Source organism: Nitrospina sp. P1_D6 (genome assembly GCF_052156615.1).
GTDB lineage: Bacteria > Nitrospinota > Nitrospinia > Nitrospinales > Nitrospinaceae > Nitrospina.
Genome location: NZ_JBQKUN010000001.1, coordinates 603482 through 617080, shown reverse-complemented (window position 1 = coordinate 617080; position 13599 = coordinate 603482). Strand labels below are relative to the sequence as shown.

The 13599-nt window shown below is 55.6% G+C and carries 13 protein-coding genes; 8 read left to right on the top strand and 5 right to left on the bottom strand.

From position 1 onward, the window contains the following. Positions 1 to 96: 96 nt before the first annotated feature. Positions 97 to 1338 carry a dicarboxylate/amino acid:cation symporter gene (locus ACTRXA_RS02900; RefSeq protein ID WP_442425703.1) on the top strand — a complete coding sequence of 414 codons (1242 nt, stop codon included), beginning with the start codon at positions 97 to 99 and terminating at the stop codon, positions 1336 to 1338. A 4-nt stretch (positions 1339 to 1342) separates the two neighbouring features. Then, on the top strand, positions 1343 to 1714 hold the full coding sequence (locus ACTRXA_RS02895) for a TSUP family transporter (RefSeq protein WP_442425702.1): 372 nt from the start codon (positions 1343 to 1345) through the stop codon (positions 1712 to 1714). Positions 1715 to 1753: 39 nt separating this feature from the next. Here ACTRXA_RS02895 and ACTRXA_RS02890 read toward each other — a convergent pair whose 3' ends face one another. The 3 genes from ACTRXA_RS02890 to ACTRXA_RS02880 all read right to left on the bottom strand — a co-directional run bounded on the left by ACTRXA_RS02890 (position 1754) and on the right by ACTRXA_RS02880 (position 3225). Continuing rightward, entirely contained in the window at positions 1754 to 2191 is a 438-nt protein-coding gene (locus ACTRXA_RS02890; protein ID WP_442425701.1) for a DUF1566 domain-containing protein, read from the bottom strand. Between the two features lie 110 nt (positions 2192 to 2301). Further along, a complete protein-coding gene (locus tag ACTRXA_RS02885; RefSeq protein WP_442425700.1) occupies positions 2302 to 2694 on the bottom strand; it encodes a hypothetical protein in 393 nt (130 codons plus the stop codon). Between the two features lie 183 nt (positions 2695 to 2877). Next, on the bottom strand, positions 2878 to 3225 hold the full coding sequence (locus tag ACTRXA_RS02880) for a hypothetical protein (protein WP_442425699.1): 348 nt from the start codon (positions 3223 to 3225) through the stop codon (positions 2878 to 2880). Positions 3226 to 3761: 536 nt separating this feature from the next. Between ACTRXA_RS02880 and ACTRXA_RS02875 the strand changes: the two genes are divergently transcribed. Next, a complete protein-coding gene (locus ACTRXA_RS02875; protein ID WP_442425698.1) occupies positions 3762 to 4139 on the top strand; it encodes a DUF2203 domain-containing protein in 378 nt (125 codons plus the stop codon). 18 nt (positions 4140 to 4157) lie between these two features. Here ACTRXA_RS02875 and ACTRXA_RS02870 read toward each other — a convergent pair whose 3' ends face one another. Next, positions 4158 to 4970 carry an inositol monophosphatase family protein gene (locus tag ACTRXA_RS02870; RefSeq protein ID WP_442425697.1) on the bottom strand — a complete coding sequence of 271 codons (813 nt, stop codon included), beginning with the start codon at positions 4968 to 4970 and terminating at the stop codon, positions 4158 to 4160. A gap of 170 nt (positions 4971 to 5140) precedes the next feature. On the opposite strand from ACTRXA_RS02870, the gene ACTRXA_RS02865 reads away from it, so the two are divergent. The 5 genes from ACTRXA_RS02865 (at position 5141) to ACTRXA_RS02845 (ending at position 13182) form a co-directional block, all read left to right on the top strand. Continuing rightward, on the top strand, positions 5141 to 6031 hold the full coding sequence (locus ACTRXA_RS02865) for a formylglycine-generating enzyme family protein (protein WP_442425696.1): 891 nt from the start codon (positions 5141 to 5143) through the stop codon (positions 6029 to 6031). A gap of 51 nt (positions 6032 to 6082) precedes the next feature. Beyond that, on the top strand, positions 6083 to 8926 hold the full coding sequence (locus tag ACTRXA_RS02860; protein WP_442425695.1) for a fused MFS/spermidine synthase: 2844 nt from the start codon (positions 6083 to 6085) through the stop codon (positions 8924 to 8926). A gap of 102 nt (positions 8927 to 9028) precedes the next feature. Next, complete coding sequence (locus tag ACTRXA_RS02855; RefSeq protein WP_442425694.1) at positions 9029 to 9766, top strand: tetratricopeptide repeat protein; 738 nt, start codon at positions 9029 to 9031, stop codon at positions 9764 to 9766. A 106-nt stretch (positions 9767 to 9872) separates the two neighbouring features. Further along, positions 9873 to 10859 (top strand): MlaA family lipoprotein, encoded by a 987-nt coding sequence (locus ACTRXA_RS02850; protein WP_442425693.1) that lies wholly within the window; start codon positions 9873 to 9875, stop codon positions 10857 to 10859. 139 nt (positions 10860 to 10998) lie between these two features. Further along, positions 10999 to 13182 (top strand): thioredoxin domain-containing protein, encoded by a 2184-nt coding sequence (locus tag ACTRXA_RS02845; protein WP_442425692.1) that lies wholly within the window; start codon positions 10999 to 11001, stop codon positions 13180 to 13182. Between the two features lie 99 nt (positions 13183 to 13281). On the opposite strand, the gene ACTRXA_RS02840 is transcribed toward ACTRXA_RS02845, so the two are convergent. Next, entirely contained in the window at positions 13282 to 13443 is a 162-nt protein-coding gene (locus ACTRXA_RS02840) for a hypothetical protein (protein ID WP_442425691.1), read from the bottom strand. Positions 13444 to 13599: the final 156 nt, after the last annotated feature.

The following is a 13599-nucleotide window of genomic DNA, read 5'->3' as shown; positions in this document are numbered from 1 at the left end:
ATTTGACGTGGAATGTGGCTCCATTCTTTCCGTTCACGGACGGTAAGTGTATTATAGCGTGATTTGTCCACCTCCTTTAAATGGTGCCTGAAAACCATGACCAATGCCAACAACAAAAATTCAGGAAACCTGCTTCTGTACATGATCCTCACCGGGGTTGTTCTCGGAGTGTTGTGCGGATGGGTGTTCGGACCGAAAATGCACGCGGTGGACTGGATCGGCGAGATGTTCCTGAACGCCTTAAAGATGATGGTCATCCCCCTGGTGCTGTCGTCGCTTGTGGTTGGCATTGCCGGTTTGGGCGATATCTCGAAAGTCGGGAAAACCGGCGTCATCACGCTCGTTTACTTTTTAACGACCACTGCTTTTTCAGTACTCATCGGCCTTGTTGTGGTGAACCTCATTCAGCCGGGGGTGGGTGTGGAAATGAGGGTGGCCCCGGAGACGGAACCTTCCCTGAAAGAGGCCAGCGGCGTAACGGATCTTTTTTTGAGTTTTGTCACGCCCAACCTGGTTCAGTCGATGGCCAACATGGACATCCTTCCGCTCATTATCTTTTCGCTGGTGTTCGGCGGGGTGCTGACCACCATGGGGGAACGCGGGCGGAGAGTGATCGACTTTTTCGATGTGGTCAATGAAGCGGTGATGAAAATCGTGCACCTGATTCTCTACACCGCCCCCATCGGTATTTTTGCTCTCATCGCGTCCAAACTGGGGGCAGCGGGCGGGGGAGACCAGTTTATCGCGGAGCTCATGAAAATCGGCAAATTCGCCTTCACCGTGATATTCGGTCTGCTGGTGCACGGCATTGTGGTCCTGCCGGTGATCCTGATGATGGTCACCCGCCGCAACCCGTGGAAATATTTTAAAAACGCCCTGCAGGCGCTGACGACGGCGTTTTCCACCGCCAGCAGTTCCGCCACCCTGCCGGTGACCATCGAGTGTGCCGAAGAGTACAACCGGGTGTCGCGTCGGACTTCATTATTTGTGCTGCCCATTGGGGCGACGGTGAACATGGACGGAACAGCGCTGTATGAATCTGTCGCCGCCATCTTCATTGCGCAGATGCTGGGTGTGGATCTGACCTTCACGCAGCAGGTGATCATATTCCTCACCGCATCGCTGGCCGCCATCGGTGCGGCAGGCATTCCGGAAGCGGGACTCGTGACGATGGTGATGGTGCTTCAATCGGTGGGCCTGCCGACCGAGGGCATCGGCATGCTGTTGGCCATCGACTGGTTCCTGGACCGTTTCCGCACGGCGGTCAACGTGTGGGGCGACTCCATCGGGTGCGCCGTGGTCGATGAGTTGGAAACCAAATACGTGGAAGGAGGGTAGCTCCGTGGAATGGATTATTTGTGCGTTGATGGGTGTGCTGGTGGGGGTTCTGTCCTCGCTCAGCGGTCTGGGCGGCGGCTTTCTCGTGGTTCCGCTGTTGATCTACCTGGGTCACAAGGCGCAATTGGCCGTGGGAACCTCGTTCATGGTGATCCTGATGATTGCGGTATCGTCACTGGTGGCGCACGGCCGCCTGGGTAACGTGGATTTCAAGATGGGCCTGATGCTCGCCGTCGGCGGGATGGTGGGCGCTCAGGTGGGCCCGCATATACTGAAACTGATTCCCGACGCATATTTCAAAATGGGATTTGCCGCCGTCCTCATCGGCATGGGGGCCTGGATGATGATCACCGCATTTCGCAATACCACGGCATGAAGCCATCCTGGAAGATTGCCCTTGCGGCGAGGAGGCGGCTCAGCCAGCCGTCTCGTCGGTGCGCTCTCCCCGAACCAGTCGTGCCGCGAAGGGACCTTCCCCCAGTTTGTTGATCCAGTTCGAGCGGCCCTTGATGAGGTTGTACATCATGGCCCGGTCCCCGTTCACCGTATCGGTCCACGTGACGTCGGCGCAGTCCGGCTCGAACACCGGTGGCAGGTGGATCATGTCGCCGCCCTTGGCTTTCAACTGGTAGCTTTTGTCGAAAATGGTCTTGATGTCTTCCAGGCGGCACACCCTCCAGTCGTCGAACCCCGCGAATTTTTCCTGATTGAGTTGCTCCGCATACTCCTTGCACTGTTCCAGGTTGCGCCAGCGCCCCAGCAATTGCCGAGTGTCCTTTTTAATCCACGTGAGGCCGGTCTGGCTGTCAGTGACGGTATCGTTTCCATTGTCTATGAATCTTGATTCAGACATGGTTTCCTCTGATAACAGGTTTCCAATCGGTTGCCTTTATTCGCGCCAATTATAACAAATTTCACCGTGTGACCGGGAGAGGGGATCCAAACCTTACCGGAAAAACAGGATCATCTTCCGGTGTTGAAATTCAGCCCCTGAAAACTGTATTTGAGCTGGGGTGGGAAGCGGATTTCAAAGATGCCATCCTCCAGCGGCGGTGCGTACGAATCGGCGATCATCACGTTGTAGTCGAAGGGGCTCTCTGAACAATCGCGGAAAAAGCACCATCGCAGGTGAATCGGAACACGCAGGTCGCGCTTCAGAATAATGCCAAGGATGTTGGGTCCGCTGAAAAAAAACTGCAGGACGAATCGTTTGTGATTGACCTGAAAAGTTTCCCGCAAAGGCAGGGCGGTCAGGTCCACAGGATTGGAAACAGGGATGGCTTTTTGAGGGAATTTTTTTATGGAAACCGGTTCCAGGGAAAATGCAAGCGACGGCCAGGAAAGGTGCCAGATCAAAATCAGGGTTGCGATTTGGCAGGCATGGATTAAGGAAAGGGGCTTGTTTTGCTTCATGAAGTCGGGGGTGACAGGGTTGAAGGCTTCCGGGTCAAAACGAAAAAAAGCCGATAGAATATAATATTCTATCGGCTTTTTGAATCACTCAGGTCAAGGGCATGGGGCCCGAAACTTGGATGACGCTTACTTCAGGGTTTTGTGATAATCACCACAAAGTTCGTTCGGTACCAGAACTTCCTTCATGAAACCTTCGCGGCTCTGGTTCATCTGTTTGCGGTACTCATTGTCAGAGTTTTCACCCTGGCAGTCGCCCGGAACGAGTCCGTGTACCTGCGCTTCTTCAACCGTCTTGGCGGATTTCCAGGACTGGTCGGTCTGCGAAGAACCGAACTGCTGGTAAACGTCCACGCCCGTATTCGGGTTGACGTGCATGACGTTGCGGGATGCGTTGTTCAACGCGCTGGTGAGAGCGCGATCCTTGGCTCCGATCTCAACCATGGTCTTGCCCACGCCCATTACACTCTGATCCACCGGAACGTTAGCACCCGGCAGCAACTCATCCGCCATAGCGGAGGTAGCACCAAAAGTGAGAACCGTCACAAAGCTGATTGCTACCATCAAAACTTGTTTTTTCATTATTCGTCTCCCCATAGTTAAATTAACGAAGTGATGTTAATTTCCAACGATATAGATAGCCAGTTTTGAAGGCGATGATTTTTTGTTGTCGGGAGACGGGAAAGCCCTAAATTTTCCCACCTTTCCGGATGATTCGGCCAAAATGTATAATCTTGAAGGGTATTTGTCAACAGAAAACGCCCCCGTCCCGCTCATCGCTTTACCGACCCCCGGGGGGATTCTTTGCGGGAACTCCTCAAACAATGAATAAAATATAACAAATCAATGGTTTAAACCAGAAAAAAAACATGTTATCAAAGGAAAGATTCGTCGGTTTCCACAATAACCGAAACGTGGTTCAATAAGAAGGATGATTGAAAATGATCCGGAGGAGCATGCGAGGTTGTTGTTCCGTTTCTGGAGATACTTTTGCCCTATTGAAACTGGGAGACATGGACAAACGATATTTTACCATTGAAGAAGCCAACGCGATTGTTCCGGATCTTCTGGAAATCGTTCCGAAACTTCAGGCCCTTCATGCCAAATTGAGCGATGCATTTCCTGACGTGCGCAACGCCTGGGAAAAAGCACGCTACGGAGGCGGCAGCGTGCAGGGCGCGGATTACCTGGCTGTGGCGCTTGCGGCGAACCAGTTGACCAACGCGCTTGAGTCCAAAGGGTGTGTCCTCAAGGGCATCGAACGGGGCCTGGTGGATTTCCCGGCCATGCGGGACGGCAAGGAAGTTTTTTTGTGCTGGAAAAACCCTGAAACAGAGATCAGGTACTGGCACGATCTTGATACCGGGTTCGCAGGCCGTCAGCCATTGTAAACCGGCAGGCAAAACCGGCTAAAGCCCGGACTGACCGTGTGCAGTGGAAGAGGTGGTTACCATTCTGCGTACCTGCTTTACCAGTTCTGCATTGCCGACGATGGCCGTGCCCTCCTCAATGCGGGCCTTTCGACCGTGGAAGTTGGCAAACACCCCTCCCGCTTCCTGCGCCAGAATCTTGATCGGTGCGTAATCCCAGACGAAGGCCAGCGGGTCCACCATCACATCCAGCACGCCGCGAATGGCCATCAGGTGGCCGAAGGCATCCGGATAGGTTCGAACCAGCGCGGCGGTTTTGTGGAGGGAATTTAGAAGGCGCATTTGTTTGGTATCGCGAAAGCAATAGGCATCCGCCGTGCCCACGGTGGCTTGTGGCAATTTGGATTCGGAGGAAACCCGGAGACGTTGGCCCTCACACCACGCGCCTTCTCCCTGCACCGCCCAGGCGGTTTCCTCGAGCGCCGGCAGACAAATGATGCCCATCACCGGTTCGCCCCGATGCAGCAAAGAAAGAAGCACGGAAAATAAAGGCAGGCCCCGAACAAAAGAACGGGTGCCGTCAATGGGATCCACCGTCCACACCCATTCGCGCCCGGGGTCCACGTTGCCGAATTCTTCGCCGATGATGCCGTGGTCCGGAAAGGCTTTTTGAATCTTACGGCGGAGCATCTCCTCGGCGTTTTTGTCGGCAATGGTCACGGGGCTCTGGTCGGATTTCAGGTCCACGGCCACGTCGTTGCGGAACCATTTCATGATTTCCCGGTTTACCGGTTTCAACCAGGACAGCGCCGTGTCCTTGGCGTGAAGCAGGTCTTTTGAGTGAGAGGGCATCCGGTTTTTTTCCTATGGCTGGTGGGAGTTTTCTTCCCCCGTTTCAATGTCTTGCACGAAACTTTGACCTGCCGGATGGAGGCAGAAATCGTTTGATTTAATGCAATGATAAACTATAATCGCTTTTTCGATTTGAGTTAACGTCCAACTTTTGGGTCTGTATACATTATATGAGTGACAAAAACCTGGTCATTGCCGTCCTTGCCTGTTTTGCTGTAGCCATAGCCTTTTTTCTCGTCATCGTGTGGGAAATCAACAAATCCATCAAGTTCGACCGCAAGGTGCGTACAGAACAGGCTCAGCAGAAGCAAATCACAATAGATGACAATCGCGATTTCAGCATTTACGAAACTCTTGTCGGCGACGATGGCCGGGAGATGGTTCTGGTTCCCGAAGGTGTGTTTTCCCGTGGGTCCCTCGAAGGCGATTTCGATGAGAAACCACCCCAGGAAGTTTACCTCGACGCATTTTACGTGGACAAGTACGAGGTTTCCGTCGAAGCTTACAATAAATTCCGCAAGGCGGCCAATTATGTTGAGTCGAGCGTTCCGTTTTTCGAGGGAGAGCACGAGCTTTTAAAACATCCCAACGTTCCCCAGGTGGGCGTCAGCTGGTACGATGCCGTCAATTACTGCACCTGGGCCGGTAAACGTCTCCTGACCGAAGCGGAATGGGAAAAGGCCGCACGCGGAACCCACGGCCTGGTCTACCCCTGGGGGAACGAGATGCTCCCGCGCCGCGCCAATATTCACGGCACGGCAGACGGCTACCAGTACCTCGCACCCATCGGCAGTTTTCCCATGGGACGAAGCGTTTATGGAATTTACGACATGGCTGGCAATGTGTCTGAATGGGTGGAAGACTGGTACGATCAGTTTTATTATCAGGAAGCGCCGATGATGAATCCCACCGGCGCCGAAAATAAAAAGAACCGGGTGTTCCGCGGCGGTTCGTGGGATTCCACCAAGGTGGATGTGCGGGCGTCGAAGCGTTACGCCGCCACGCCGGGCCGCAAGGACAGCGTGGTGGGATTCCGCTGTGGCAAGTCGGTGGAAAAGTAATCCCGGTTCACAACCCCAACCTTACCTCCCTTTAGAGGGGCAGGCGCACCTTTGAAACCGTCCCGTTTCAGAATCTGGATTTTCGTTTTCTTCTTCGTCTCCGGGTTCACGGGCCTCATTTATGAAGTCGTCTGGACCCGCCTCCTGACCCAGGTTCTGGGCAACACGCATTATTCCATCGCCACGGTGCTGACCACGTTCATGGCGGGGCTCGCTCTCGGCAGTTACCTTGGCGGCCGCTGGGTGGACCGGCACGGCGAGCCGCTGGTCCTCTATGCGGTGCTGGAAGGGATCATCGGCGTCTTCTGTTTTCTGATCCCGTATCTCATCGACTTCGGCCTGCCGCTGTTCCAATGGATCTACAGTCATTTCCGCGATGATTACATGCTGGCCAGTCTGCTGCGGTTTGGTGTGTGCGCTACGATTCTCATTGTCCCGGCTTCTTTCATGGGGGCGACGCTTCCGGTGCTGGGCAAATTCGTCTCCGACGACGAAAAGGGCATCGGCCGCGACGTCGGCACGCTCTATGCGATGAACACCTTCGGCGCGGTGGTGGGAGCGTTCGCCAGCGCGTTCGTGTTCATGCGCGCGTTCGGCATCAGCGCCACCATCTGGATCGCCGCGGCACTCAATCTCACCATCGCCGCCATCATCCTGTTCTCGGTTCGCGGGGAAGGGCGGCTGGCCTCCCTGTTGACCAACGAGCCGCAAGCGGAAGCGCATTCCCGGGCCGAATCCCCGTCTCCGTTCACACCGGAGCTGTGGGCGGTGCTCATCTGTTTTGGCCTGTCGGGTGTGGCGGCATTGATCTACCAGGTCGCGTGGAACCGAATCTTTTCCCTGTTGCTCGGATCGTCGGTGTATGCCTTCAGTCTCATCCTCACCACATTCATCCTGGGGTTGGCGCTGGGTACGGTGGTGTTCGCCCGGCTGGTGAACCGTTTCCGGGATTTGAAGGTGACGTTCGGCGCGTTGCAGGTGGCCATTGGTTTTTCGGCGCTCGTGGCACTTCCGTTTTTCGGCGATGTGCCGCTGTTCAACCGGTGGGTGTATCTGAACTGGAACCTGAATTTCGCCACCGTGCAGTGGGCGAACTTCCTCATCATTTTCGCCATCATTTTCATCCCCACGTTCTGCATGGGAGCGCAGTTCCCGGTGGTGGTGCGCATGGTGGCCCAGCGGCTGGAGACGCTGGGACGGAACGTGGGGTCCGCCTACGCGTCGAATACGGTGGGCACCATCTTCGGCTCGTTCGTCGGCGGCTTCCTGCTGATTCCCTGGCTCGGTATCCAGAACACCATCCTGACTGCGGTCATCCTGAACATGCTGTTGGGCGGTTATCTGCTGGCCACGTCTCCCGGCCTGTCGCTCAATTTCAAGACTTACATTCTTCCGGGAGTGCTGGTGCTGTTCGTGCTGGGGGCGCAGGACATTCGCGCGTGGGACCGCGCGGTGATCTCCAGTGGATCGTACATCCCGTACCGGCTGGACGACCTCGATGCCGCCCTCGGGGACCGAAACAAAATTCTGTTTTACGAGGAAGGCATCCACACCACGGTGACAACGGAACTGGGTCGCACGGGAAACATCTTTCTCCGCGTCAACGGCAAGACCGATGCGTCCCTGGCGATGGACATGCGCACGCAACTGCTCTCCGGTTACCTGCCGATGCTGTTCAACAAACCGCGCGAACAGGTGCTGGTGATCGGGCAGGGGAGTGGGGTGACGCTGGGAGCGGTGGAGCAGTTTCCTGCCAAGGAAATCGACCTTGTGGAAATCTCGCCCGCGGTGATCGAGGGGAGCCGTTTCTTCGAGCCGTTCAATCACCACGCACTGGAAGACCCACGCGTGAACCTCATCCTGCAGGACGGACGCAACCACATCACCCTCACCGACAAGAAGTACGACGTCATCATCTCCGAGCCGTCGAACCCGTGGATTTCCGGAATTGGCGCATTGTTTACGGTCGATTTTTTCCGGCTTGTGGAACAGCGGCTCAATGCGGGGGGCATCGTATGCATCTGGACGCATACCAACATGTCGCCGGAAAACTTCAAATCCATTGCCCGTTCCTTTCACGCCGTGTTTCCGTTTGTGACCGTGTGGGAATCCATCGTCGGCGACGATTACCTGATGATCGGCTCGAAGGAAAATTACACGCTTCCCTATGAAGAGGCGCGGCGCATTCTGGACGATCCTGTCACCGGCAAGGATTTAAAACGTCTGGGAATCGAAGGTGTGCGCGATTTGATGGGGCTGCTCATCATGCGGCAGGACACATTGAACGATTTCATCGGCGATGCGCCTCTGCACACGGATGACAATTCGCTTCTCGAATTCGGCGCACCCGAGTACATTTACAAAGACGAGCGGCACCTCATCGTGCGCCAGTTGACGCCGCATTTCCGGGTGTATCCGGACTTTGTGAGTTTCCGCAGTCTGACACCCACCGAACAGGAAACCGTACGGAGAGACCTGGCCGGGCTGGACCGGAGCGAGGTTCAGGTGAAAGGCATCAAGCGCAAGGCGCAAATCGACCAGTATCTCGATCAGGCGGTGGCGGCGGTCGAACACGGTGCATTTGAGCAGGCCGCGGGTTTCTATTTTAAAATTCTGGAGATCGACCCCGAACACATCCTGACCCTTCTCAACCTGGGAAGCATTTACCGCGAAATCCGGGAGTATTCAAAGGCGGAAGAGGCTTACCGCAAGACCGTTCAGATAAACCCTTACTATGTGTACGGGTTTGTGGAGCTGGGACGCCTGGCCCTCCTGCGGGGAGACACCCAGGCCGCGCTTTCGGCGCTGAAAGAGGCGCAGAAGCTGGTACCGGACGACCCCGAAACGGCGCGCCTGATCGATTTGGTGGAAACGCAGTTGAAACCCGCATCCTGAACAGGATGACCCATTATCTGCAATTAGCGTTTTGGGTTGATGTCCACTCAAGGTACAATGTCATCCTTCAATTGTTATTCGTTTTTGTCACCGGAAAATTAAATGCCAAAAAAAGTCAAAGTCGTTTACGTTCTCTGCTGCATTTTTATTTTCATCGGATTTGTGTATGTGAGTATCAAAACCCAAATCCGCGAGAACCAGGCCCGTCAGCAGGTACAGGCCCAGCAGATCCAGAAACGCCAGGAAGAGAAAAAAGTGGAGCAGGCCAAGCGGTTTGAGGTGATGAAGCGTCTCGACCTGTTGAAGCAGCACGTCACCAATGGCAAGCTGAATGAAGCGGAGGAACTGGCTAAGGAGTTGAACAAGGAAGACCCGACGAACTCCGAAGTGTTCACATGGTGGGGTATCACGCTGGTGAAGGGCGACCGTCTGGATGAGGCTGTGGACAAGTTCATTCAATCGGCGCAGATCAATCCGAACTCCGCCCGGACGTATATTTACTGGGGCCTCACGCTGGAGATGAAAGGCAAGCATCAGGGCGCCATTGACAAATACGAAAACGCCCTGCTTCTGGAACCGGAGAACAGCAGTGCCTACGCGTACTGGGGCGCATCCCTGGCGAAAATGGGTAAGCACGATTTGGCCATTGCCAAACTTTTGGAAGCCATCCAGTTCAACAAGTACAACGAAACGGCTTACGGCGTACTGGTCGATTCCCTGTTTCATCAGGGACAGTACGCGAAAGCCTGGGAGATTGTGAAACGCGCCCGCGACGCGAAGGTGAAGATCCAGCAGGATTCCATCGACCGCCTCGCCGCCGCCTTGCCCGAACCCGCATGATTTCATTTCATGGGAGTGGAGATTGCGCCCGGTCACTCTGATTTTCCCTTTAACCCCAACCCTCGCGGCAATTCAAAAAACGGGTTTCAAACCAGGACTGGTTTGGATGGCCCTGGCCGCACTCCTTTTGGGGCCACTCCCCCTGCATGCCTCCCTCAACAAGGTGGAGGCTTTGCCCGTGGCTCCCGCCCTGAGTGCTTTTCAGCAGTTGAATGAGGTTGAATCCCTGCCCCTGGCTCCTCCTCTGGATGCCTCAAAAAAGGTAAAGGCATGGGACCAGGAACGCATTCCCCACGCTCAGAAACTGCTCCCGGACGGTGAGGCCATTCCGCCGGCATCGAAAGAAAAAGAACCCTCCGGCGAAGAAGAGGCACTCGATCCCCGGCTCCTCGATGACGCCGTTCCCACAGGCGATCCGTTTTCCGATCCTTTCGGCGACGAGGTGTACGAGGAAGATCCGTTTGAAAAGAAACAACCCGATATCCCGCCGCTCAGCGATCCGTTCGAAGGATTCAACCGGTCGGTGTACACGTTCAACGACACTGTTTACGAATACGCCCTGCGTCCCGTGGCCGAGGTGTACCGGGATTACGTAAACGAAGAATTTCGCATCGCCCTGCGCAACCTGTACAACGTGTTTCTCGCTCCGGCAAAGTTCGTCAGTTGTGTCGTGCAGTTGAAATTCAAAAAGGCGGGAATCGTACTGGTGCGCACCGTCATGAACGTGCCGCTGGGATGGGGCGGTATGCTGGACGTGGCCGGGCAGGAATACGGCATTGTGGAGGTGGACGAGGATTTCAGTCAGGCACTGGGGTACTGGTACATACCTTCCGGACCCTATATCATGCTACCTTTTCTCGGACCCTCCACCGCGCGGGACACCGTCGGCACCGTCGTGGACTCGGTGTTGAATCCCCTGTTCTGGCTCATTACCAGTGGGACGGTCGGCGCGGGGGTGACTTCCGGCAAAGTCATCAACGAGACCTCATTTTTCATCGACGACAAAAAAGCGCTGGATGAAAGCGCCATCGATCCTTACGTGAGCGTGCGCGACTTCTACCACCAGATCCGCGAAAAGAAAATCCGCGAATAAGGTGGCCGGGCCCACTCGCGGTGCATGCCACCCCATCTTCTGCATCCTTCCAGTCCCAAATTCCACCTTTCGCGCTTTCCGCCTTTCCGGTATGCTTGGCGCATCAAGTTGTTAAACCCTGATTCCCGGCACGTTTGTTATGACCACACCCGCACACACCAACCGGTTGAAGGACGAAACCAGTCCGTACCTCCTGCAACACGCGCACAACCCTGTGGACTGGTATCCGTGGGGACCGGAAGCGCTGGAGAAGGCAAAGCAGGAAGACAAACCGATTTTCCTGAGTATCGGCTATTCCTCCTGTCACTGGTGCCACGTGATGGCGCACGAATCGTTCGAAAACGAAGAGACGGCGAAGCTCATGAACGAGTTGTTCGTCAACATCAAGGTGGACCGTGAGGAGCGGCCGGACATCGACGCCATCTACATGAAATCGGTGATCGCCCTCAACGGCCACGGCGGCTGGCCGATGAGCGTGTTCCTCACGCCGGATCAGAAACCGTATCTCGGCGGCACCTATTATCCTCCGGAACCGAAGTTCAACCGGCCCGGTTTCCCGCAGGTGCTCCAGCAGGCGGCGGACATCTACCGCAACCAGAAGGACCGCATGAAATCGGTGAGCGTGCGGCTGATGGAAAAACTCACCACCCCGCCGCCGATCCCGCAAGGGCAGGGCGCTGGATCTGATGCACTGATCCCCCAGGCGGTGGAATTGATGAAGGAAAAGTACGATGAGACCTATGGCGGATTCGGTTCCGGCATGAAGTTTCCCGAACCCATGCTCTACACGCTCCTGCTCCGCCACTGGCAGAAACGTGAGGACAATGACGCCATCCTGATGGCTGACAAGAGCCTCACCAAAATGGCGGAAGGCGGCATGTACGATCAGCTGGGCGGCGGCTTTCACCGTTATTCCACCGACCGCAAATGGCTGGTGCCGCATTTCGAAAAAATGCTTTACGACAACGCACTTCTGGCACGCCTGTTTGTTGAAATGGCGCAGGCCACCAAGCAGGAAATCTACGAACGCATCGCTCGTGAGGTGTTCCATTACATCGGGCGTGAAATGACGTCGCCTGAAGGCGGATTCTATTCCAGCCAGGACGCCGACACCGACGCAGGGGAAGGGCACTTCTTCACCTGGACGATGAAAGAGGTTCTCGACCTGCTGGGCCCGCGCCAGTCGAAGGTGTTCGCCCGCGTGTACGGCATGACCGCCAAAGGCAATTTCGAAAAACGCAACGTCCTGCACATCGCCGAGACGATGGAGAAGGTATCCGAATCCGAAGGCGTGCCGATCTTTGAGGTCGATCACATCATTCGAAACGGCAGGCAGAATTTGTTGGAGGCGCGGAACAAACGGCAGAACCCGGGCCGCGATGACAAGATCCTCACCGGCTGGAACGGTATGATGATCACTGCTTTCGCCGCGGGCGCGGTGGTGTTCCGCGACCGGGTGTATCGAGACCACGCCGTCCAGGCCGCCCGGTTTTTATGGGACACGATGTGGCAGAACGGCAAACTGTCTCGCGTTTACAAGGACGGGCAGGTGCGGGTCGATGGCTGTCTGGAGGACTATGCGTGGTTTCTTGAAGGCCTGCTCGGTGTGTTCGAAGCCACGGGCGAAGGAGAATGGATCGACAAGGCGCAGGCGGTGGCCGATTCGTTGGTCGACCGGTTCTGGGATGCAAAAGACGGCGGGTTCTTCATGACCGCGGCGGATCAGGAGCAACTCATCACGCGACTCAAGAATCCGGAGGACGAGGCGATTCCCTCCGCCAACGGGGTTGCGGCACTGGCGCTGGCGAAACTGGGTCGGCTGACGGGCAAGGACGGTTATTTTGATAAAGGACGCGACACCGTGCGCGCGTTCGCCGACCGCATCGAGCACCGTCCCACGGCGTACACAAGCCTCCTCGCGGCGATGGATTTTATCGAGTCCCTGCCGATGGAAGTGACGATCTCCGGGCCGGAGGACGACCCGCAGTATGGCAAATTATTGGAAGCGGTGTATTCGGACTACCGTCCGGACAAACTGGTGGTGCGTCACTCAGGCGAGGCGACGGAAAAGCGTGTGCCCTGGGCGGAGGGCCGCGGTCCCGTGTCCGGCCAACCTACGGTGTATGTGTGCCGGCAGGGAACGTGCTACCCCCCGGTGCACGATGCCGAAGCGCTGATGAACCAGATGGGCCGGCCGCCGCACATCAAGCTCAACATCTTCGACGAGGAAAAAAAAGTGAAAGATCTGGAGTCGAAGGAGCAGGCCAACTTCCTGAACGCCATGAACCACATTTTCAAGCATTCCGGCCTCGGCAAAAAATAAATTGCCTGCCATCATCCTTTCCTTTCAAATTTAAACCCGCCGGGTGGCGGATTGCCATCGGGGTTTTGTGTTTCCGATCACTGTGAGTGTGGTGAACGGTCATTCCTTCTTATGCTGGTGAGGCCCGCTGTGCTTGCCGTGATCGTGTTTCAGAAACGGAAACACATGATGACAGCCGGAGAACACCATCCCCGCCATCAACCACAGCACCAGACCCATTTCCAGTTTTTTCCGGAGCTTCCTTTTTCTTATTTCCAGCATCAACATATCCTTACTATACTTGTGACGATTCATGAAACAGTGCATTGCCTGAATAGAAAAAGGTAAGGCAAGTTGGTACCCATTTCAAAACAGATTTTCATTGTCGCTGGAATTGGCGGGATTAAGTTCAGGTCAGTGTTCCAGGCAGGTGGAGTT

Coding starts and splice junctions, on each gene's coding strand:
- ACTRXA_RS02890 (WP_442425701.1), bottom strand. CDS start 2,191: ATGTCTGAATCAAGATTCATAGACAATGGAAACGATACCGTCACTGAC.
- ACTRXA_RS02870 (WP_442425697.1), bottom strand. CDS start 4,970: ATGCCCTCTCACTCAAAAGACCTGCTTCACGCCAAGGACACGGCGCTG.
- ACTRXA_RS02865 (WP_442425696.1), top strand. CDS start 5,141: ATGAGTGACAAAAACCTGGTCATTGCCGTCCTTGCCTGTTTTGCTGTA.
- ACTRXA_RS02855 (WP_442425694.1), top strand. CDS start 9,029: ATGCCAAAAAAAGTCAAAGTCGTTTACGTTCTCTGCTGCATTTTTATT.
- ACTRXA_RS02840 (WP_442425691.1), bottom strand. CDS start 13,443: ATGCTGGAAATAAGAAAAAGGAAGCTCCGGAAAAAACTGGAAATGGGT.
- ACTRXA_RS02900 (WP_442425703.1), top strand. CDS start 97: ATGACCAATGCCAACAACAAAAATTCAGGAAACCTGCTTCTGTACATG.
- ACTRXA_RS02875 (WP_442425698.1), top strand. CDS start 3,762: ATGGACAAACGATATTTTACCATTGAAGAAGCCAACGCGATTGTTCCG.
- ACTRXA_RS02845 (WP_442425692.1), top strand. CDS start 10,999: ATGACCACACCCGCACACACCAACCGGTTGAAGGACGAAACCAGTCCG.
- ACTRXA_RS02850 (WP_442425693.1), top strand. CDS start 9,873: ATGGCCCTGGCCGCACTCCTTTTGGGGCCACTCCCCCTGCATGCCTCC.